At 56.2% G+C, this 21,008-nt stretch carries 17 protein-coding genes; 15 read left to right on the top strand and 2 right to left on the bottom strand.

From position 1 onward, the window contains the following. Positions 1-2: 2 nt before the first annotated feature. On the bottom strand, positions 3-1,094 hold the full coding sequence (leuB, locus tag BTJ39_RS11035; protein ID WP_078002747.1) for a 3-isopropylmalate dehydrogenase: 1,092 nt from the start codon (positions 1,092-1,094) through the stop codon (positions 3-5). Further along, positions 1,094-2,662 (bottom strand): 2-isopropylmalate synthase, encoded by a 1,569-nt coding sequence (gene leuA / locus BTJ39_RS11030; protein WP_078002746.1) that lies wholly within the window; start codon positions 2,660-2,662, stop codon positions 1,094-1,096. Before leuA ends, leuB begins: the two co-directional genes overlap by 1 nt. 881 nt (positions 2,663-3,543) lie before the next feature. Between leuA and ilvI the strand changes: the two genes are divergently transcribed. The 15 genes from ilvI to BTJ39_RS10955 all read left to right on the top strand — a co-directional run bounded on the left by ilvI (position 3,544) and on the right by BTJ39_RS10955 (position 21,007). Beyond that, on the top strand, positions 3,544-5,268 hold the full coding sequence (gene ilvI, locus BTJ39_RS11025; RefSeq protein ID WP_078002745.1) for an acetolactate synthase 3 large subunit: 1,725 nt from the start codon (positions 3,544-3,546) through the stop codon (positions 5,266-5,268). Between the two features lie 2 nt (positions 5,269-5,270). Then, positions 5,271-5,762: an acetolactate synthase small subunit gene (gene ilvN / locus BTJ39_RS11020; protein WP_078002744.1), complete on the top strand. Its 492-nt coding sequence runs from the start codon at positions 5,271-5,273 to the stop codon at positions 5,760-5,762. Between the two features lie 194 nt (positions 5,763-5,956). Beyond that, positions 5,957-6,967 (top strand): catabolite repressor/activator, encoded by a 1,011-nt coding sequence (cra, locus tag BTJ39_RS11015; RefSeq protein WP_078002743.1) that lies wholly within the window; start codon positions 5,957-5,959, stop codon positions 6,965-6,967. A gap of 570 nt (positions 6,968-7,537) precedes the next feature. Then, positions 7,538-7,996, top strand: coding sequence for a division/cell wall cluster transcriptional repressor MraZ (gene mraZ / locus BTJ39_RS11010; RefSeq protein WP_078002741.1), 459 nt, complete (start codon positions 7,538-7,540; stop codon positions 7,994-7,996). A gap of 2 nt (positions 7,997-7,998) precedes the next feature. Further along, the gene (gene rsmH / locus BTJ39_RS11005; protein WP_078002739.1) at positions 7,999-8,940 is read left to right on the top strand and encodes a 16S rRNA (cytosine(1402)-N(4))-methyltransferase RsmH; all 942 of its coding nucleotides are present in this window, start codon (positions 7,999-8,001) and stop codon (positions 8,938-8,940) included. Continuing rightward, positions 8,937-9,257, top strand: a complete 321-nt coding sequence (gene ftsL / locus BTJ39_RS11000; protein WP_176110296.1) for a cell division protein FtsL — start codon at positions 8,937-8,939, stop codon at positions 9,255-9,257. Before rsmH ends, ftsL begins: the two co-directional genes overlap by 4 nt. A 15-nt stretch (positions 9,258-9,272) precedes the next feature. Further along, on the top strand, positions 9,273-11,033 hold the full coding sequence (locus tag BTJ39_RS10995; protein ID WP_078002736.1) for a peptidoglycan glycosyltransferase FtsI: 1,761 nt from the start codon (positions 9,273-9,275) through the stop codon (positions 11,031-11,033). Then, positions 11,020-12,507: a UDP-N-acetylmuramoyl-L-alanyl-D-glutamate--2,6-diaminopimelate ligase gene (murE, locus tag BTJ39_RS10990; RefSeq protein ID WP_078002735.1), complete on the top strand. Its 1,488-nt coding sequence runs from the start codon at positions 11,020-11,022 to the stop codon at positions 12,505-12,507. Before BTJ39_RS10995 ends, murE begins: the two co-directional genes overlap by 14 nt. Then, the gene (murF, locus tag BTJ39_RS10985; protein WP_078002734.1) at positions 12,504-13,862 is read left to right on the top strand and encodes a UDP-N-acetylmuramoyl-tripeptide--D-alanyl-D-alanine ligase; all 1,359 of its coding nucleotides are present in this window, start codon (positions 12,504-12,506) and stop codon (positions 13,860-13,862) included. The genes murE and murF overlap by 4 nt, the downstream gene beginning before the upstream one ends. Next, positions 13,856-14,938 (top strand): phospho-N-acetylmuramoyl-pentapeptide-transferase, encoded by a 1,083-nt coding sequence (gene mraY / locus BTJ39_RS10980; protein WP_078002733.1) that lies wholly within the window; start codon positions 13,856-13,858, stop codon positions 14,936-14,938. Before murF ends, mraY begins: the two co-directional genes overlap by 7 nt. 2 nt (positions 14,939-14,940) lie before the next feature. Next, positions 14,941-16,257 carry a UDP-N-acetylmuramoyl-L-alanine--D-glutamate ligase gene (gene murD / locus BTJ39_RS10975; protein WP_078002732.1) on the top strand — a complete coding sequence of 439 codons (1,317 nt, stop codon included), beginning with the start codon at positions 14,941-14,943 and terminating at the stop codon, positions 16,255-16,257. Next, positions 16,257-17,477: a cell division protein FtsW gene (gene ftsW, locus BTJ39_RS10970; RefSeq protein WP_078002730.1), complete on the top strand. Its 1,221-nt coding sequence runs from the start codon at positions 16,257-16,259 to the stop codon at positions 17,475-17,477. The genes murD and ftsW overlap by 1 nt, the downstream gene beginning before the upstream one ends. A 3-nt stretch (positions 17,478-17,480) precedes the next feature. Next, positions 17,481-18,539, top strand: a complete 1,059-nt coding sequence (gene murG / locus BTJ39_RS10965; RefSeq protein WP_078002729.1) for an undecaprenyldiphospho-muramoylpentapeptide beta-N-acetylglucosaminyltransferase — start codon at positions 17,481-17,483, stop codon at positions 18,537-18,539. Between the two features lie 79 nt (positions 18,540-18,618). Beyond that, positions 18,619-20,094, top strand: a complete 1,476-nt coding sequence (murC, locus tag BTJ39_RS10960) for a UDP-N-acetylmuramate--L-alanine ligase (RefSeq protein WP_078002846.1) — start codon at positions 18,619-18,621, stop codon at positions 20,092-20,094. Further along, positions 20,087-21,007 carry a D-alanine--D-alanine ligase gene (locus BTJ39_RS10955; protein WP_078002728.1) on the top strand — a complete coding sequence of 307 codons (921 nt, stop codon included), beginning with the start codon at positions 20,087-20,089 and terminating at the stop codon, positions 21,005-21,007. Before murC ends, BTJ39_RS10955 begins: the two co-directional genes overlap by 8 nt. Position 21,008: the final 1 nt, after the last annotated feature.

Genomic DNA, 21,008 nt, shown 5'->3' with positions numbered 1-21,008 from the left:
TTTTATTTTTCCTCGGCGATGAAGCGGGCAATAATTGCGCCCATTTCATCGGTGCTAACTGACTGACCGCCGCCAGCCAAATCGCTGGTGCGGTGACCTTCTTCCAGCGCGCGATTGATGGCTCTTTCAATCGCATTTGCCGCGTCATCGGCATTTAAGCTAAAGCGTAGCAGCAGGGACAGGGACAGGATTTGCGCCACCGGGTTAGCGATATTTTTGCCGGCAATATCCGGCGCAGAACCGCCGGCGGGCTCGTACAGGCCAAAACCATCGGCGTTCAGGCTGGCGGAAGGCAGCATGCCCATTGAGCCGGTTATCATTGCACATTCGTCAGAGAGAATATCGCCGAACAGGTTAGAACACAGCAGCACGTCAAACTGAGACGGATCTTTAATCAGCTGCATGGTGGCGTTATCGATATACATATGGCTCAGCGCCACATCCGGGTAGTCTTTGGCGATTTCATTGACCACCTCGCGCCACATTACCGAAGTCTGCAACACGTTCGCTTTATCAATTGAGGTCACGATGCTGCGACGCTTGCGCGCTGATTCAAAGGCAATGCGGGCGATGCGTTCAATCTCGAAGCGGTGATAAACCTCAGTATCAAACGCCCGCTCATCGGAACCGCTGCCTTCGCGGCCTTTTGGCTGGCCAAAATAGATGCCGCCGGTCAGCTCGCGTACGCACAGAATATCGAAGCCCTTCGCGGCAATATCGCTGCGCAGCGGGCAGAAAGCTTCCAGGCCTTTGTACAGGCTGGCGGGGCGCAGGTTGCTGAATAACTTGAAGTGCTTACGCAGCGGCAGCAGCGCGCCGCGCTCCGGCTGCTCAGCGGGCGGCAGGTGTTCCCATTTCGGGCCGCCGACCGAGCCGAACAAAATGGCATCAGCCTGTTGGCAGCCTGCTACCGTCGCCGGCGGTAACGGCTGGCCGTGACGATCGATGGCGATGCCGCCGACGTCATATTCGCTGGTGGTAATACGCATACCGAACCGCTGACGCACGGCGTCCAGGACTTTTATCGCCTGGTTCATGACTTCCGGGCCGATACCGTCGCCAGGTAATACTGCGATATGGTAACTTTTTGACATTACACCGTTTCCTTATGGTTCTGATTGGCGGATTTGCGTTGCAGTTCCTGTTCTACCTGACGTGATCGCCAGATATTGTTCAGCGCATTGACCATCGCTTTTGCCGAAGATTCAACAATATCGGTCGCCAGGCCGACGCCGTGGAATTTGCGGTCGTTGTAATTCACCACAATATCTACCTGGCCCAGCGCGTCTTTACCGTGACCTTTCGCCGTCAGCTGATATTTAATCAGCTCGGCATCATAGCCCGCAATGCGGTTAATCGCCTGGTAGACCGCGTCAACCGGGCCGTTACCGTTAGCCGCTTCAGCTTTAATTTCTGAACCGCACTTCAGCTGAACGGAGCCGGTGGCGAGGATGGTTGAACCGGATTGCACGCTGAAACTTTCCAGCTGGAAAAACTCAGGTTCTTCATGCTGCTTGTTGATAAATGCCAGGGCTTCCAGATCGTAGTCGAATACCTGACCTTTCTTATCCGCCAGCGCTTTAAAAGCATCATACAGCGTGTCCATGTTGTATTCGGTTTCCTGGTAGCCCATCTCATCCATGCGATGTTTAACGGCCGCGCGGCCTGAGCGAGAGGTCAGGTTCAGCTGCACCTGCTTCATGCCGATGGCTTCCGGCGTCAGGATTTCATAGTTTTCGCGGTTTTTCAGCACGCCGTCCTGATGAATGCCGGAGGAGTGGGCAAAGGCGTTGGTGCCGATAATGGCTTTGTGCGCCGGAATCGGCATATTACAAATCTGGCTGACGGTCTGACAGGTACGATAAAGCTCGTGGTGATTGATGTTCGTGTGAACATTCATCAGCTGGCTGCGGGTTTTAATCGCCATGATGACTTCTTCCAGCGAGCAGTTACCTGCGCGTTCGCCGAGACCATTCATTGCGCCTTCAACCTGACGCGCGCCCGCCATGACGGCGGCCAGCGAGTTACCTACCGCCATGCCCAGGTCATCGTGGGTATGAACCGACAGAATGGCGCGATCGATATTCGGTACCCGCTGGCGGATTTGCGCAAAAATGTTGGCGTACTCATGGGGCAGGGTGTAACCGACGGTATCGGGAATGTTGATGGTGGTAGCGCCGGCGTTAATCGCCGCTTCAACGATGCGGCACAGGTCGTCAATAGGCGTGCGCCCGCCATCCTCACAAGAGAACTCTACATCATCGGTGTAATTGCGCGCGCGTTTAACCATATGCACTGCCCGTTCAATCACGTCCGGCAGCGTGCTGCGCAGCTTGGTGGCGATATGCATCGGGGACGTGGCGATAAAGGTATGAATACGGAACGCTTCGGCGACGCGCAAGGCTTCATAGGCGGCGTCGATATCTTTCTCAACGCAGCGCGCCAGCCCGCAAACGCGGCTGTTTTTTATCTGGCGAGCGATAGTCTGAACGGATTCAAAATCGCCGGGGGAAGAAACCGGAAAACCGACTTCCATTACGTCAACGCCCATTCTCTCCAGCGCCAGCGCGATCTGCAGTTTTTCTTTAACACTCAGGCTGGCCTGTAATGCCTGTTCGCCATCGCGCAGAGTCGTATCGAAAATAATGACTTGTTGGCTCATTGGATTGTTCCTTGTCGGTTTGTGTCGTCATGGCAACGAGCATAAAAAAACCCGCGCCTTGGCGCGGGTTTTTAGATCGTTTGCAGGTTTTGGATTACCCAGTAATGCCACCTACAAGTCTACCGCGCGCAGTTAAGGCGTTTAGTAGTAGACCTGATAGACGACGGGTATATGACATCACCTGCAAACCTCAATAAATTTTCAATGTATTAATTGGTACTTGATTTGTGTGGAGATGTCAACCATTGCTACGCCCTGCATATCCGCCATCGACAGCGCGATATGCTGTAGGGCGCTGCATTGAGCTTTTAGCGTTTAACGCTTTAATAATAAAAGTTTTTTATAATTTTATTCGGTAAGTGCCAGCGCGCTATTCGCGCCTGCAATACCCTGCGGGGGGCGTAAGCGCGGCAGCATATTTTTATAGATTGTGGCGGGTTAGTTGGTGAAATATTTTGCTTAGCGGCGCTGTTGTGGCGGATCGGACTTTATTTATCTGCTGAGATAAAAAATGTGCGGTGTGATTACCCGGTGCTTTTTCAATTACAAAATATAATCACTATATAATTTTTATATCGCGAAATAATCCACTGAAAATGGGCCTTTTTATTTTTCAGTTATTCGGCATTCCCGGTTTTCCGCCGAAAAGCATATTGATAAACAGATAAAAATCATCGCGGGCGGCGTTTGCCTGCCGGCCCTTCTGCGGTTAAGGTAATTTGTCAGACGCTATCTAATCACGCAGAGCAACCGCTCTGTACCCGGTGTGGAAATGAATTCCACGCTCATAATAAAGAGTTCGACCTTGTCAGGCTGCTGTCACACTCGCGGTGACAGTCGTTGCAGGTTAGTTCGGTATCCCTAAAAGCCTGGAGGCAAAAATGGAGATGTTGTCAGGAGCTGAGATGGTGGTCCGGTCGCTGATTGACCAGGGCGTAAAGCACGTGTTCGGTTACCCTGGCGGGGCGGTTCTTGATATTTATGACGCTCTGCAAACGGTCGGCGGTATTGATCATATTTTAGTGCGCCACGAGCAGGGCGCCGTTCACATGGCTGATGGCTATGCGCGCTCTACCGGCGACGTGGGCGTGGTGCTGGTCACTTCCGGCCCCGGAGCCACCAATGCCATTACCGGCATCGCTACCGCTTATATGGATTCTATTCCGCTGGTTATCCTATCCGGTCAGGTGCCTTCTTCTCTGATCGGCTACGATGCGTTCCAGGAATGCGACATGGTGGGCATTTCCCGCCCGGTGGTAAAACACAGCTTCCTGGTTAAGCAAACCGAAGATATTCCCGGCGTGTTGAAAAAAGCCTTTTGGCTGGCTGCCAGCGGGCGGCCCGGCCCGGTGGTCATTGATCTGCCGAAAGATATTCTCAATCCGGCCAGTAAGCTGCCTTACGTCTGGCCTGATACCGTCAGCATGCGCTCTTATAATCCGACGACGCAGGGTCATAAAGGGCAGATTCGTCGCGCGCTTCAGACCTTGTTGCAGGCGCAGCGCCCGGTGCTTTACGCCGGCGGCGGCGTTATTACTTCTGGCTGTGAGACGGCGTTACATCAGCTGGTAGAAAAGCTTCATTTACCGGTTACCACCTCCCTGATGGGGCTGGGCGGCTTTCCCGGGACGCATCGTCAGAGCCTCGGCATGCTGGGCATGCACGGTACCTATGAAGCCAATATGACGATGCACAACGCTGACCTGATTTTTGCCGTTGGCGTGCGCTTTGACGATCGCACCACCAATAACCTGGTAAAATATTGTCCGAACGCCACCGTGCTGCATATTGATATCGACCCCACCTCGATTTCGAAAACCGTTGAAGCTGATATTCCGATCGTCGGTGATGCCAGGCAGGTTTTGGATCAGATGCTGGAACAGCTGAATCAAAGCGAGAATTCGCAAAACGCCGACAGCCTGCGTGACTGGTGGCAGCAAATTGAAGTCTGGCGCGCGCGCCAATGCCTTGAATTTGATCGTCATAGCGAGGCGATCAAACCGCAGGCGGTGATTGAAACTATCTGCCGGCTGACAAAGGGCGATGCGTTTGTCGCGTCGGACGTGGGCCAGCATCAGATGTTTGCCGCGCTCTACTATCAGTTTGATAAGCCGCGTCGCTGGATTAACTCCGGCGGCCTCGGCACGATGGGCTTCGGTTTGCCTGCCGCGCTGGGCGTGAAGCTGGCGCTGCCGGATGAAACGGTTATCTGCGTAACCGGCGACGGCAGTATTCAGATGAATATTCAGGAGCTGTCTACCGCGTTGCAATATGACCTGCCGGTATTGGTGCTCAACCTGAACAATCGCTATCTCGGCATGGTTAAGCAGTGGCAGGATATGATCTATTCAGGGCGTCACTCGCAGTCCTATATGGAGTCGCTACCGGACTTTGTCCGCCTGGCTGAGGCCTATGGTCATGTGGGCATCTTGATAGAAAAACCGCAGGATTTGGAAAGCAAGCTTACGCAGGCGCTGGAGCAGTTGAGTAAAGGTCGGCTGGTGTTTGTTGACGTCGTCGTTGATGGCAGCGAACACGTGTACCCGATGCATATACGCGGCGGTGGTATGGATGAAATGTGGTTAAGCAAAACGGAGAGGACCTGATTATGCGTCGAATTTTATCGGTTTTACTGGAGAATGAGTCCGGCGCATTGTCCCGCGTGGTGGGTTTGTTCTCGCAGCGTGGTTACAACATTGAAAGCCTCACCGTGGCGCCGACCGACGATCCGACCCTTTCACGTATGACCATCCAGACCGTTGGCGATGAGAAAGTGCTGGAGCAGATCGAAAAGCAACTGCACAAGCTGGTTGATGTATTGCGCGTTAGCGAGCTGGGGCAGGGGGCTTACGTTGAGCGCGAAATCATGCTGGTTAAGCTGCAGGCTACCGGGTACGGTCGCGAAGAGGTGAAGCGCAGCGCGGAAATTTTTCGCGGCCAGATCATCGACGTCACGCCTTCGCTGTACACCGTTCAGCTGGCGGGCACCAGTGACAAGCTGGACGCTTTTCTCAATACCGTGCGTGAAGTCGCCGAGATTGTGGAGGTTGCGCGCTCTGGCGTCGTGGGCGTTTCCCGCGGTGACAGGATTATGCGTTAGTCGTTCGAACGGTGAGCAAATTTTACTGAACCCGGCTGCGGCTGGGTTTTTTATTGCCTGTAACTGTAAGATGTCGCTGACGAAAGCTATTGCTCATCCACGCATTCTGCTGTTGAATGTTAACATTGATTTATCCATACCTACGCTATGGCTATTAGTATGCCTGCGTAATATGCGAATAATGTGGGGTAAGAGTGAAACTGGATGAAATTGCGCGCCTCGCCAGCGTGTCGCGCACCACTGCCAGCTACGTGATCAACGGCAAGGCCAGGCAGTACCGTGTAAGCGAAAAAACCGTCGAGAAAGTGATGGCTGTGGTGCGTGAGCATAACTATCACCCCAACGCGGTAGCGGCAGGCCTGCGTGCCGGGCGTACCCGTTCGATTGGTCTGGTTATCCCCGATCTGGAAAATACCAGCTACACCCGCATTGCCAATTATCTGGAACGTCAGGCGCGTCAGCGCGGCTATCAGCTGCTTATCGCCTGCTCTGAAGATTTGCCCGACAATGAAATGCGCTGCGTTGAGCATCTGTTACAGCGCCAGGTGGATGCCATCATCGTTTCCACTTCGCTGCCGCCGGAGCATCCTTTCTATCAGCGCTGGATTAACGATCCGCTGCCGATTATTGCCCTTGACCGTGCGCTGGATCGGGAGCACTTCACCAGCGTGGTGGGCGCCGATCAGGACGACGCCGAAGCGCTGGCTGGCGAACTGCGCAAGCTGCCGCTAAACAACGTGCTTTACCTTGGCGCGCTGCCGGAGCTGTCAGTGAGCTTTTTACGCGAGATGGGTTTCCGCCAGGCCTGGCAGGGAGATGAGCGCCCCGTCGAATATCTGTATGCCAACAGCTTCGAACGCAGCGCGGCGGCCAACCTGTTTGAACAATACCTGCAGGATAACCCGATGCCGGACGCGCTGTTTACCACCTCTTTCGGCTTATTGCAGGGAGTAATGGATACCACGCTGAAGCGCGAAGGGCGCCTGCCCAAAGACCTGGCGATTGCCACCTTTGGCGATCATGAGCTGCTGGATTTCCTCGAGTGTCCGGTGCTGGCCGTTGGTCAGCGTCATCGCGACGTCGCTGAGCGGGTACTGGAACTGGTGCTCTCAAGCCTGGACGAGCCGCGCAAGCCTAAGCCGGGTCTGACGCGTATCCGACGAAACCTGTTTCATCGCGGCTTGTTAAACCGCCGGACGGTTTAACTTTCACCGGGGCCACGGCCCCTTTCGCCCTGCGCTTGATTTAATTGGTCATCTATTTCGTGGCTTAAGTTATTTCCCCGACCAATTTTACTTATTGACACTCATTGGTGTTGAATTATTCAGTAAAAATCGAATCCGGCCCGGATTATTTAATCGGATCGTGCGAAATAAACTCCGCTCTCCATCGCCCAACTGCCCATCGTTCACTGCACCCGGAGCGGCTTTTTAGCGCCTGAGGATGATGAATCTTCTGGGAAGCGATTAGGAAATGGCTTAAAATGTCGTTCTGATCGCAAACTGAATGTATTAATTATTTTTTCCTCATATGTGGGCGCTGGTTTCCATTCTGCTGCGTAAATTCAGAAATTTTTGTCATTATTCATCGGGTTAATTTTCATTTTTGTTCAGGCAGGTTTCATTTCTTAATTTCTAACGCTTAATCCTCCTAAGAAATAATCCCATTCGGCTGCTGCTGCGGCTTGACAATGATTTCCTTCGCTCCGTAAACTCTTTCAGTGGGAATTTGTGGGTTAAAGTGGTGATAAAGGGTGACTGAGGGGTGAGGCTGGCATGTTCCGTGGAGCAACGTTAGTCAATCTCGATGGCAAAGGACGGTTGGCGGTTCCAACGCGCTACCGTGAATTGTTAATCGGGGAATCACAGGGGCAAATGGTGTGTACCATTGACCTCCACCAGCCATGCCTGCTGCTTTATACCCTGCCTGAATGGGAAGTAATCGAACAAAAGTTGTCACGTCTGTCGAGTATGAACCCGGCTGAACGGCGCGTTCAGCGTTTGTTACTGGGTCATGCCAGTGAATGCCAGATGGACAATGCAGGCCGCTTGCTGTTGGCGAATACGCTGCGTCAGCATGCCAGCCTGACAAAAGAAGTGATGCTGGTCGGGCAATTCAACAAGTTCGAGCTCTGGGATGAGAAAGCATGGTACCAGCAGGTCAAGGAGGATATTGATGCGGAACAATTGGCTCAGACACCGATGTCTGATCGTTTGCAGGATTTATCGCTTTAGCTATGCAGGATACTTTTAAACACACCACAGTGCTGTTGGATGAGGCCGTGAACGGGCTCAATATAAAATCCGATGGTATTTATATCGATGGCACCTTTGGACGAGGTGGGCATTCGCAACTGATCCTCTCGCTGCTTGGCGAGGGCGGGAAGCTGTACGCCATCGATCGCGATCCGCAAGCTATTGCCGCCGCCGCCGCTATCACCGACCCGCGTTTTACCATTATCCACGGCCCCTTTTCGGCGCTGGCTGATTACGTTGAAGAGCTTGGGCTGAGCGGCAAAATTAACGGCGTGCTGCTCGATCTTGGCGTCTCATCTCCGCAGCTGGACGATGCCGACCGCGGTTTTTCTTTTATGCGCGACGGTCCGCTGGATATGCGGATGGACCCGACGCGCGGGCTGTCGGCTTCCGACTGGCTGCGCCAGGCGGAGGAACAGGACATCGCCTTCGTGCTGAAAACCTTCGGCGAAGAGCGCTTTGCTAAGCGTATCGCCCGCGCCATCGTCGAGCGTAACCGGATTGAGCCGATCGTCCGTACTAAAGACCTGGCGGCGGTAATTGATAGCGCGACGCCGGTAAAAGACAAATTTAAGCATCCGGCAACCCGCAGCTTTCAGGCTATTCGCATCTGGGTTAACAGCGAGCTGGAAGAAATTGAACAGGCGCTTAAAGGCGCGCTGACGGTGCTGGCGCCGCAGGGACGCCTGTCGGTGATCAGCTTTCATTCGCTGGAAGACCGGATCGTAAAACGCTTTATGCGCGAACAGAGCCGAGGGCCGCAGGTGCCGGCTGGATTACCGCTCACTGAAGCGCAATTGCGCAGCCGCGGCGGCTTTGAGCTAAAAAGCCTTGGCAAAATGATGCCCGGCGAGAGAGAAGTTGCTGCCAATCCGCGCGCACGCAGTTCGGTATTGCGCATCGCTGAAAGGAACGCGTCCTGATGGCGGGCGAACGTCACAGCCTGCCCGGTGTGATTGGCGGCGATATTCTGCGACATGGCAAATTTGCGCTGCTTTTGTTGATAGCGGTACTGGTGTCTGCGCTGCTGGTGGTGACCACCGCGCACAAAACCCGGTTGCTGACGGCGCAGCGCGAGCAGCTGGTACTGGAAAAAGATGCTCTCGACATTGAATGGCGCAATCTGATTCTCGAAGAGAATGCGCTGGGTGACCACAGCCGGGTGGAACGTATCGCGACGGAGAAACTGCATATGCAGCATGTTGATCCCTCGCAGGAAAATATCGTAGTTCAGCCATAAGGAACGACGGACTCAATGAGAGCCGCAAACGCCCTGAGAAAGAAAAAGCAGGAACTGCAAGCCAGCTTCGTAAGCTGGCGTTTTGCGTTGCTGTGCGGGGGTATTTTGCTGGCGCTGGGTGGGTTGCTGGCACGGGTGGCCTGGCTGCAGGTTATCAATCCGGACGAACTGGTACGCGCCGGGGATATGCGTTCACTGCGCGTCCAGTCAGTGCCTACCGCGCGCGGTATGATAAGCGATCGCGCCGGTCGGCCGCTGGCGGTCAGCGTGCCGGTGAATGCCATCTGGGCCGATCCTAAAGAGCTGAATGAACACGGTGGCGTCAGCATTGACAGCCGCTGGAAGGCGCTGTCCGACGCGCTCTCTATCCCGCTGGACCAAATATCCGCACGCATTAACGTTAACCCGAAAGGGCGCTTTGTTTATCTGGCGCGCCAGGTCAATCCGGCAATTGGCGATTACATCAAAAAGCTGAAGCTGCCGGGTATTTATCTGCGTGAAGAGTCGCGTCGTTACTATCCGGCCGGGCAGGTTACCTCGCATCTGATTGGCTTTACCAATATCGACAGCCAGGGCATTGAGGGCGTTGAGAAGAGCTTTGATAAATGGCTTACCGGCCAGCCCGGTGAGCGTACGGTGCGTAAAGATCGCTTTGGCCGCGTCATTGAGGATATTTCTTCCGTTGACAGCCAGGCCGCACATAATCTGGCGCTTAGCATTGATGAGCGCCTGCAGGCGCTGGTCTATCGCGAATTAAACAACGCGGTCTCCTTCAACAAAGCGGAATCAGGCACGGCCGTGCTGGTGGACGTCAATACGGGCGAAGTACTGGCGATGGCTAACAGCCCGGCATACAACCCAAATAATCTCAGCAATACGCCAAAAGACGTCATGCGTAATCGTGCAATTACCGATATTTTCGAGCCGGGCTCGACGGTGAAGCCGATGGTAGTAATGACCGCTCTGCAGCGCGGTGTGGTGCGTGAAAACAGCGTACTCAATACCGTGCCTTACACCATTAACGGGCATCCGATTAAGGATGTGGCGCGTTATAACGAATTAACCCTGACCGGGGTATTGCAGAAGTCGAGTAACGTGGGCGTTTCACGCCTTGCGTTAGCGATGCCGTCCTCAGCGTTAGTAGATACTTACTCTCGTTTTGGACTGGGTAAAGCGACCAATTTGGGGTTGGTCGGAGAAAGCAGTGGCATATATCCTCAAAAACAACGGTGGTCTGACATAGAGAGGGCCACCTTCTCTTTCGGCTACGGGCTAATGGTAACGCCGTTACAGTTAGCGCGAGTCTATGCAACTATCGGCAGCTTTGGCATTTATCGCCCGCTGTCGATTACCAAAGTCGACCCGCCTGTCGCCGGACAGCGCGCTTTTCCTGAGGACCTGGTGAAAACCGTGGTGCATATGATGGAAAGCGTTGCGCTGCCGGGCGGCGGCGGCGTGAAAGCCGCGATTAAAGGCTACCGCATTGCGATCAAAACCGGGACCGCGAAAAAAGTCGGTCCCGATGGTCATTACATCAATAAATATATCGCCTATACAGCGGGCGTCGCGCCCGCTAGCAAGCCGCGTTTTGCCCTGGTGGTGGTGATTAACGATCCCCAGGCGGGTAAATATTACGGCGGCGCGGTTTCCGCCCCGGTATTTGGCGCCATCATGGGTGGCGTACTACGTACCATGAATATTGAACCGGATGCCTTGCCAACCGGAGAAAACGATATGGTGATAAACAGGAAAGAGGCTTCAGGTGACAGATCGTAATTTGCGTGCTCTGCTGGCCCCATGGGTGCCTGGCGCGCCGGAGCGTATGCTCCGGGACATGACACTGGACAGCCGCGTTGCGGCTGCTGGCGATCTGTTTGTGGCAGTAAAAGGTCATACGGCGGACGGCCGCCGTTTTATCCCGCAGGCGATTGCCCAGGGCGTCGCGGCGGTGGTGGCTGAAGCGGAAGGGGAAGCTGCCGACGGACAGGTAAGCGAAATGCACGGCGTGCCGGTGATTTATCTGGCTCAGCTGTCGCAGCGGCTGTCGGCGTTAGCCGGGCGTTTTTATGATAATCCGGCGGAAAAGCTGAAGCTGATTGGCGTAACTGGCACTAACGGTAAAACCACCACGACCCAGCTGCTGGCGCAATGGGCGCAGCTGCTGGGAGAAACCAGCGCGGTGATGGGTACGGTTGGCAACGGCCTGTTCGGCAAGCTGGTGGCGTCTGAAAACACTACCGGTTCGGCGGTGGACGTGCAGCATATTCTGCATGGTCTGGCGCAGGAAGGCGCGACGCTGACGGCGATGGAAGTTTCCTCGCACGGTCTGGTGCAACATCGGGTAGCGGCGCTGCCATTTGCCGCCGCGGTGTTTACCAATCTCAGCCGGGATCATCTCGATTACCACGGCGACATGACCCATTACGAATCGGCCAAATGGCTGCTGTTTTCTGAGCACCAGGTGGGCGAGGCGATTATCAATGCCGATGATGAGGTTGGCCGGCGCTGGCTGGAAAGTTTGCCGGACGCGGTGGCGGTTACCATGAACAATAACCTGCGGCCCGGCGCTCACGGCCGCTGGCTGCAAGCGACCGCAGTGGATTATCACGACAATGGCGCCCGCATCGTTTTCGACTCCAGCTGGGGCGCTGGCACGATCGACAGCCGCCTGATGGGCGCTTTTAACGTCAGCAATTTACTGCTGGCGCTGGCGACATTGCTGGCGCTTGGCTATCCGCTGGATGCACTGGTACGCACGGGTAATCAGCTGCTGCCGGTATGTGGGCGTATGGAAGTATTTACGGCCGCCGCTAAACCGACGGTCGTGGTGGATTATGCCCATACGCCGGACGCGCTGGAGAAAGCGCTGGAAGCGGCCCGACTGCATTGTGACGGTAAGCTTTGGTGTGTGTTCGGCTGCGGCGGCGATCGTGACAAAGGTAAGCGCCCACTTATGGGGGCGATTGCCGAGCAGTTCGCCGACATCGTGGTGGTCACCGATGACAACCCGCGCAGTGAAGATCCCCAGTCGATTGTTGCCGATATTCTGACCGGATTGCTGGACCCGGGTCGCGCCCGGGTGGTGATGGGCCGCGCAGAGGCGGTTACCCATAGCATTATGCAGGCGGCGGAGAACGATATCGTGCTGGTTGCCGGAAAAGGGCACGAAGATTACCAGATTATCGGTAACCGGCGGCTGGATTACTCGGACCGTACTACGGTCGCGCGCCTGCTGGGGGTCATCGCATGATTAGCCTGACTCTGGAGCAGCTGGCAGCCGTGGTTGGCGGAGAGTTAATCGGCAGCAGCCTGAAGGTTGAGCAGGTAACCACGGATACGCGCAAAGTGGAAGCCGGATCGCTGTTTATTGCCCTGAAGGGTGAGCGCTTCGATGCGCATGATTTTGTCGGAGATGCCATTAGCTCAGGCGCAACGGCTTTACTTGTAAGTAAGCACTTACAGGTGGCGGTACCTCAGGTGGTGGTGGCCGATACGCGCATAGCGCTCGGCCAACTGGCCGGCTGGGTGCGCCAGCAAAGCTCCGCTCGCGTGGTGGCGCTGACTGGCTCCTCCGGTAAAACATCGGTTAAAGAGATGACCGCAGCAATTCTGCGCTGCTGTGGCGAAACCCTGTATACCGCTGGCAACCTTAACAACGATATCGGCGTGCCTTTGACGCTGCTGCGCCTTACTCAGCAGCATCGCTATGCGGTTATCGAGCTGGGTGCTAACCATCAGGGTGAAATCGCCTACACCACTCAGCTGGTGCGCCCCGAAAGCGCGCTGGTTAATAACCTGGCGGCCGCTCATCTGGAAGGATTCGGCTCGCTGGCCGGAGTGGCGAAGGCCAAAGGTGAAATTTTTGCCGGTCTCGCGCCAAACGGTACTGCGATCCTTAATGGCGAAAGCAATGACCTGAATGGCTGGCAGGCGGCACTACAGACCCAGCGCGTCTGGCGCTTTTCTGCCGCCGACCAGCGCGGCGATTTTTATGCCAGCGCGGTAGTCATCGGCGCCGAAGGTACGGCTTTTACCCTGCACACGCCGGCGGGTACGGTTGAGATTCAGCTGCCGCTGCCGGGACGCCATAATATCGCGAATGCACTGGCCGCTGCGGCGCTGGCGCTGTCGGTAGACGCCCCGTTGACGGCGATTCAGCAAGGTCTGAAAACGCTACAGGCCGTCCCCGGTCGCCTGTTCCCGATAGCATTAAGTTCCAACAAGCTGCTGCTTGATGACAGCTACAACGCCAACGTCGGTTCAATGACGGCGGCGGCGCAGACGCTGGCCGAAATGCCCGGCTTCCGGGTGATGATAGTCGGCGACATGGCTGAACTGGGCGCAGACGCTGAGAGCTGCCATCGCCAGGTTGGTGAGGCCGCCCGCCAGGCGGGCATCGATAAGGTACTGAGTACTGGCAAGCTCAGTCATATTATCGCCGAAGCAAGCGGAGTAGGGGAGCACTTTGCTGATAAGAACGCGCTGTCAGCGCGGGCTCTGGCGCTGTTAAACGGCCATCAGCAAGTCACAATACTGGTAAAAGGTTCGCGTAGTGCGGCCATGGAGCAGGTGGTGCATTACCTACAGGAGAAAGGGACATGTTAGTCTGGCTGGCCGAACATCTGGTCACATTTTATTCGGGCTTTAACGTCTTTTCTTACCTGACGTTTCGCGCCATCGTCAGCCTGCTGACCGCGCTGTTTATTTCGCTGTGGATGGGGCCACGGTTAATTGCCCGTTTACAGCAAATGTCTTTTGGTCAGGTGGTGCGCAATGATGGCCCTGAGTCGCACTTTAGCAAGCGCGGCACGCCAACGATGGGCGGCATCATGATCCTGACGTCGATTACGATTTCAGTATTGATGTGGGCGTATCCATCCAATCCTTACGTCTGGTGCGTGCTGGTGGTGCTGATTGGCTACGGCATCGTCGGCTTCGTCGATGATTATCGTAAGGTAGTGCGCAAAGACACGAAGGGGCTTATCGCCCGCTGGAAGTATTTCTGGCAGTCGCTGATTGCGCTGGGCGTAGCATTCACCATGTATGCGGTCGGCAAAGATACCCCGGCCACCGAACTGGTGGTGCCGTTCTTTAAAGACATCATGCCGCAGCTGGGTCTGCTTTATATTTTGCTGTCCTATTTTGTCATCGTTGGCACCAGCAATGCCGTTAACCTGACCGATGGACTGGACGGCCTGGCGATTATGCCAACGGTGTTCGTCGCTGCGGGCTTCGCGCTGGTCGCCTGGGCCACCGGCAATATGAATTTTGCCAACTATCTGCATATTCCCTACTTGCGCCACGCCGGGGAACTGGTGATTGTCTGCACCGCCATCGTCGGCGCGGGGCTCGGCTTTCTCTGGTTCAACACCTATCCGGCGCAGGTATTTATGGGCGATGTGGGATCGCTGGCGCTCGGTGGCGCCTTGGGTACCATCGCGGTGCTGCTGCGCCAGGAGTTCCTGCTGGTGATTATGGGCGGCGTGTTTGTGGTTGAAACGCTTTCGGTAATTTTGCAGGTAGGTTCTTTCAAACTGCGCGGACAGCGCATTTTTCGCATGGCGCCAATCCACCATCATTATGAGCTGAAAGGCTGGCCAGAGCCGCGCGTGATTGTGCGCTTCTGGATTATTTCGCTGATGTTGGTGCTGATTGGCCTGGCAACGTTGAAGGTACGTTAACTATGGCTGACTATCTGGGTAAACAAGTCGTCATTATTGGGTTAGGCCTCACCGGTCTTTCCTGCGTCGACTTTTTTGTTGCTCGTGGCGTGACGCCGCGGGTAATGGATACCCGTGTCGTCCCGCCAGGCCTTGAAAAGTTGCCTAAAGACGTTGAGCGCTGGCTGGGTTCGCTGAACCAGGACTGGCTGCTGAATGCCGACTTGATTATTGCCAGCCCCGGCATCGCGTTGTCCACCCCTGAGCTATCGGCGGCGGCGCAGGCTGGCGTGGAAATTATTGGCGATATCGAGCTGTTTTGCCGCGAAGCGCAGGCACCCATTGTGGCCATCACCGGCTCTAACGGAAAAAGCACGGTGACGACCCTGGTTGGCGAAATGGCGAAGGCGGCGGGCTGGAGCGTTGGCATCGGCGGTAATATTGGCCTGCCGGCGCTGATGCTGCTTGAGCATCCTGCTCAGCTTTATGTGCTGGAGCTATCCAGCTTCCAGCTGGAAACCACGTTTAGCCTGCATGCGGCGGCGGCCACCGTTCTCAACGTCAGTGAGGACCACATGGACCGCTATCCGCTGGGGATGCAGCAGTACCGGGCTGCCAAGCTGAAGATTTATGAAAATGCACGGGTCTGTGTGGTCAACGCCGGCGATGGGATGACCATGCCGGTACGCGGCGCCGATGAGCGCTGCGTAAGCTTTGGCATTGATATTGGCGACTATCATCTGAATCGCCAGCAAGGCAGCACCTGGCTGCGCGTCAGAAGAGATAAGGTGCTTGATACCGCAGAAATGAAGCTGGCGGGTCAGCATAACTACACCAATGCGCTGGCGGCGCTGGCGCTGGCCGATGCGGTCGGCCTGCCGCGCGCCTCCAGCCTGTCGGCGCTGATTAACTTCAGCGGCCTCGCACACCGTTTTCAGCTGGCACATGCTCATAACGGCGTGCGCTGGATTAATGACTCAAAGGCGACCAACGTTGGCAGTACGGAAGCCGCACTCAACGGTTTACAGATTGAGGGTACGCTCTGGCTGCTGCTCGGCGGTGATGGAAAATCGGCGGATTTCACCCCGCTAAATCGCTACCTGCAGGGCGATAATCTGCGCCTGTTCTGCTTCGGGCGCGATCGTGCCGAGCTGGCGGCACTGCGTCCTGAGATCACCACCCAAACTGAAACGCTGGAGCAGGCGATGGCGCAGATCGCGCCGCAGGTGAAAGCGGGAGACATGGTGTTGCTGTCGCCAGCCTGCGCCAGCCTTGATCAGTTTAAGAACTTTGAACAGCGTGGGCAGGTCTTCACGCAGCTTGCCAGGGAGCTTGGATAATGCGTATTCCAGGAATGGCGCTAGCCGGCTCCCTGACGGGAGGAATTGCGAATCGTCTGAAAGACTGGGTTATGGGGTCTAAGGAGAGCGACGCTAATGTCATCGTATTATACGATCGCACCCTGCTGTGGTTAACCCTGGGCCTGGCGGTAGTGGGGTTCATTATGGTGACCTCGGCGTCCATGCCCGTCGGCCAGCGTATGTCGAACGATCCCTTCTTTTTCGCTAAGCGCGATGCTTTTTATCTGGGGCTGGCATTCGCTCTGTCGATGATAACGCTGCGTATCCCAATGGAAATATGGCAGCGCTACAGCAACGTCATGCTAATGGCCTCGATCGTCATGCTGCTAATTGTGCTGGTCGTGGGCAGCTCGGTAAACGGCGCCTCGCGCTGGATTGCACTGGGGCCGCTGCGTATTCAGCCCGCGGAGCTTTCGAAGCTGTCACTGTTTTGCTATCTGGCCAGCTACCTGGTGCGCAAGGTAGAAGAGGTGCGCAACAACTTCTGGGGCTTCTGTAAGCCGATGGGCGTCATGGTAGTGCTGGCGGTGCTGCTGCTGGCGCAGCCGGACCTCGGAACCGTGGTGGTGCTGTTTGTGACCACGCTGGCGATGCTATTTCTCGCGGGCGCTAAGCTATGGCAGTTCCTGGCGATTATCGGCTCCGGCATTTTTGCCGTGGTGCTGCTGATTATCGCCGAGCCGTATCGTATGCGCCGCGTGACGTCTTTCTGGAATCCCTGGGCTGACCCATTTGGCAGCGGTTACCAGCTTACGCAGTCGCTGATGGCCTTTGGCCGCGGCGAGCTCTGGGGGCAGGGGCTGGGGAACTCGGTGCAAAAGCTGGAGTACCTTCCGGAAGCGCACACCGACTTTATCTTCTCGATTATTGGCGAGGAGCTGGGCTATGTCGGCGTGGTGTTAGTTCTGCTAATGGTGTTCTTCATTTCGTTTCGTGCGATGTCGATTGGCCGCCGGGCGTTAGAACTCGATCAGCGCTTTTCCGGTTTTCTCGCCTGCTCAATTGGCGTGTGGTTTAGCTTCCAGGCGTTGGTAAACGTCGGCGCGGCGGCGGGCATGCTGCCGACCAAAGGACTGACGCTGCCGCTAATCAGCTACGGTGGCTCCAGCCTGTTGATCATGTCGACGGCTATTGTGCTGCTGTTACGTATAGATTTTGAAACTCGCCTCGCGAAAGCGCAGGCGTTTTCAAGGGGTTAATTGATGAGTGGAAAACGGCTGATGGTGATGGCAGGCGGAACCGGGGGACATGTGTTTCCGGGGCTGGCTGTGGCGCACCATCTGATGGCGCAAGGCTGGCAGGTGCGCTGGCTTGGCACCGCCGATCGCATGGAAGCTGATTTGGTCCCGAAGCATGGGATCGAGATTGATTTTATCCGCATTAGCGGCCTGCGCGGTAAAGGGTTGAAGGCCCAGCTGCTGGCGCCGGTGCGCATTATTAACGCGATACGTCAGGCGCGCGCCATTATGCAGCGCTGGAAGCCGGACGTCGTGCTGGGCATGGGCGGCTATGTTTCCGGTCCCGGCGGCGTCGCGGCCTGGAGCTGCGGTATCCCGCTGGTGCTGCATGAGCAGAACGGCATTGCCGGGATGACCAATAAATGGTTATCGCATATTGCTAAAAAGGTTATGCAGGCGTTTCCCGGCGCCTTTCCGAAGGCTGAGGTAGTTGGCAATCCGGTGCGCAACGACGTACTTGCATTACCGCTGCCGGCGGAGCGCCTTGCGGGGCGGACCGACCCGGTAAGAGTGCTGGTGGTCGGCGGTAGCCAGGGCGCCCGGGTGCTGAACCAGACAATGCCACAAGTCGCGGCGCTGCTGGCAGATAAAATTACCCTGTGGCATCAGGTCGGTAAAGGCGCGTTGGAAGGGGTAAACCAGGCGTATTTGCAGGCAAAGCAGACGCAGCACCGGGTGAGCGAGTTTATTGACGATATGGCGGCAGCCTATGCCTGGGCGGATGTGGTGGTGTGTCGTTCCGGCGCGCTTACCGTCAGCGAGGTGGCCGCCGCGGGATTACCGGCAATCTTTGTGCCTTTTCAGCATAGGGATCGCCAGCAGTACTGGAATGCGCTGCCGCTGGAAAAAGCCGGCGCGGCAAAAATTTTTGAGCAGCCCCAGTTTACCGCGCAGGCGGTTGCCAGTACCCTGGCGGCATGGGATAGGAATACCTTGATGGAGATGGCGAATAAAGCCCGGGAAGTGGCGATCCCGGATGCCACCGAGCGGGTTGCTGGCGAAGTCATACGGGCCGCCAAATAGAGCATGTAACGAATGACGGGGAATGTTTTTTCTGTCCACAGATAACGAGAGCAAGGCGGATTATCCGCCGGTAGAAAAGATGAATACACAACAACTGGCGAAACTGCGTTCAATTGTGCCCGAGATGCGTCGCGTCCGGCACATTCACTTTGTCGGCATCGGCGGTGCCGGCATGGGCGGTATTGCCGAAGTGTTGGCCAATGAAGGGTATCAAATCAGCGGATCGGATCTGGCGCCGAACGCGGTAACGCAGCACCTGGCTTCGCTCGGTGCGACGATTTATTTCAACCATCGGGCGGAAAACGTCAGCGATGCCAGCGTGGTGGTGGTTTCGACCGCGGTGTCTCAGGATAACCCTGAGCTGATTGCCGCGCGTGAAGCACGCATTCCGGTGATCCGCCGCGCTGAAATGTTGGCTGAGCTGATGCGATTTCGTCACGGTATCGCCGTTGCCGGTACGCACGGCAAAACCACCACGACCGCGATGGTAGCCAGTATTTATGCTGAAGGTGGTCTGGATCCCACCTTCGTCAACGGTGGCCTGGTGAAGGCGGCGGGTACTCATGCCCGGCTGGGGAGCAGCCGCTATTTGATCGCCGAAGCGGATGAGAGCGATGCGTCGTTTCTTCATCTGCAGCCGATGGTGGCTATTGTCACCAATATCGAAGCCGATCATATGGACACCTATCAGGGCGACTTTGAAAACCTGAAGCAGACCTTTATCAATTTTCTGCACAACCTGCCGTTTTATGGCCGTGCCGTAATGTGTGTCGATGATGTGGTGATTCGCGACCTGATCCCGCGCGTCGGGCGTCAGGTCACGACTTACGGCTTCAGTGGAGATGCAGACGTTCGGGTCGATAACTACCAGCAGCGCGGCGCACAGGGGCATTTCACGCTGGTGCGCCAGGATAAGCCGTTGATGCAGGTTACGCTCAATGCGCCAGGACGCCATAACGCGCTGAACGCGGCGGCGGCAGTGGCGGTTGCCAGCGAAGAGGGCATCGAAGATGACGATATTTTGCGCGCGCTGGAAAGCTTCCAGGGCACCGGCCGTCGCTTCGACTTCCTCGGCGAGTTCCCGGTTACGCCGGTCAACGGCAACGCGGGTAGCGCGATGCTGGTCGATGATTATGGTCATCACCCGACGGAGGTGGATGCCACTATTCAGGCCGCCCGCGCCGGCTGGCCGGAGAAGCGTCTGGTGATGGTTTTTCAGCCGCATCGCTATACGCGAACCCGCGATTTATATGACGATTTTGCCAATGTGTTGTCACAAGTAGATGTGTTGCTGATGCTGGACGTTTATTCAGCTGGCGAAGCGCCGATACCCGGCGCCGACAGCCGGTCTTTGTGTCGCACGATCCGTGGTCGGGGCAAGGTAGACCCGATTTTGGTTTCAGATCATGACATGGTGGCCGAAATGCTGGCGCCGACCCTGAGCGGTAACGATCTGATTCTGGTACAGGGGGCCGGCAACGTAGGCCGTATTGCTCGCGCACTGGCGGAGCAGAAGTTAAAGCCGAAACCGACCAATGAGGAACATCATGGCTGAGAAAGTCGCGGTATTGCTGGGTGGAACCTCTGCTGAACGTGAGGTATCGCTGCTATCGGGGCAGGCGGTACTGGCAGGCTTGCAGGAAGCTGGCATTGATGCGCATGCGGTTGATACCCGCGATGTCCCGGTACTGAGCCTGAAAGCGCTGGGCTTTGATAAGGCTTTTATTATTCTGCACGGCCGCGGTGGCGAAGATGGTCGTTTGCAGGCGGCACTGGAGTTTCTCGGCATTCCGTACACCGGCAGCGGCGTCATGGCGTCGGCGATCGGCATGGACAAGCTGCGTACTAAGCTGGTCTGGCAGGGCGCCGGGCTGCCGGTAGCCCCTTATGTGATGCTGCATCGCCGTGACATGGCTCAGGGGCTGACGGCGGCCCATAAAGCGCGTATTGACGCGTTGGGATTGCCGCTGTTTGTTAAGCCCAGCAATGAAGGCTCCAGCGTCGGCATTACCCGGGTTAACCAGATGACACAGCTGCAGGCTGCCATCGACGAGGCGTTTCGTTTTGACGATGAAATTCTGGTGGAGTCATTTCTTGCGGGTCCGGAGCTAACGGTGAGCGTACTTGGCGATCAAGTGCTGCCGTCGATTCGCATTCAGCCAGCCAGTGAATATTACGACTATGAAGCGAAATATATTTCTGACGATACCCAGTACTTCTGCCCAAGCGGACTGAGCGCTGAGCGTGAGGCGGAGTTGCAGGATATTGTGCTGCGGGCCTGGCGTGCCCTTGGCTGCCGTGGTTGGGGAAGAGTGGATTTAATGATGGGCGCCGACGACCAGTTTTATCTGCTGGAGGTGAATACCGCGCCGGGGATGACAGGCCATAGCCTGACGCCCAAGGCTGCTAAGCAAGCCGGAATGAGCTTTTCGCAGCTGGTAGTCCGTATTCTGGAACTGGCCCGCTGAT

It is taken from the genome of Izhakiella australiensis, from assembly GCF_002006995.1.
In the GTDB taxonomy this organism is placed as follows: Bacteria; Pseudomonadota; Gammaproteobacteria; order Enterobacterales; family Enterobacteriaceae; genus Izhakiella; species Izhakiella australiensis.
Note: the sequence above shows the minus strand (reverse complement) of the source record. Positions and strands in the feature narration are given on the sequence as shown.

Coding starts and splice junctions, on each gene's coding strand:
- leuB (WP_078002747.1), bottom strand. CDS start 1,094: ATGTCAAAAAGTTACCATATCGCAGTATTACCTGGCGACGGTATCGGC.
- leuA (WP_078002746.1), bottom strand. CDS start 2,662: ATGAGCCAACAAGTCATTATTTTCGATACGACTCTGCGCGATGGCGAA.
- ilvI (WP_078002745.1), top strand. CDS start 3,544: ATGGAGATGTTGTCAGGAGCTGAGATGGTGGTCCGGTCGCTGATTGAC.
- ilvN (WP_078002744.1), top strand. CDS start 5,271: ATGCGTCGAATTTTATCGGTTTTACTGGAGAATGAGTCCGGCGCATTG.
- mraZ (WP_078002741.1), top strand. CDS start 7,538: ATGTTCCGTGGAGCAACGTTAGTCAATCTCGATGGCAAAGGACGGTTG.
- rsmH (WP_078002739.1), top strand. CDS start 7,999: ATGCAGGATACTTTTAAACACACCACAGTGCTGTTGGATGAGGCCGTG.
- BTJ39_RS10995 (WP_078002736.1), top strand. CDS start 9,273: ATGAGAGCCGCAAACGCCCTGAGAAAGAAAAAGCAGGAACTGCAAGCC.
- murF (WP_078002734.1), top strand. CDS start 12,504: ATGATTAGCCTGACTCTGGAGCAGCTGGCAGCCGTGGTTGGCGGAGAG.
- mraY (WP_078002733.1), top strand. CDS start 13,856: ATGTTAGTCTGGCTGGCCGAACATCTGGTCACATTTTATTCGGGCTTT.
- murD (WP_078002732.1), top strand. CDS start 14,941: ATGGCTGACTATCTGGGTAAACAAGTCGTCATTATTGGGTTAGGCCTC.
- ftsW (WP_078002730.1), top strand. CDS start 16,257: ATGCGTATTCCAGGAATGGCGCTAGCCGGCTCCCTGACGGGAGGAATT.
- murG (WP_078002729.1), top strand. CDS start 17,481: ATGAGTGGAAAACGGCTGATGGTGATGGCAGGCGGAACCGGGGGACAT.
- murC (WP_078002846.1), top strand. CDS start 18,619: ATGAATACACAACAACTGGCGAAACTGCGTTCAATTGTGCCCGAGATG.
- BTJ39_RS10955 (WP_078002728.1), top strand. CDS start 20,087: ATGGCTGAGAAAGTCGCGGTATTGCTGGGTGGAACCTCTGCTGAACGT.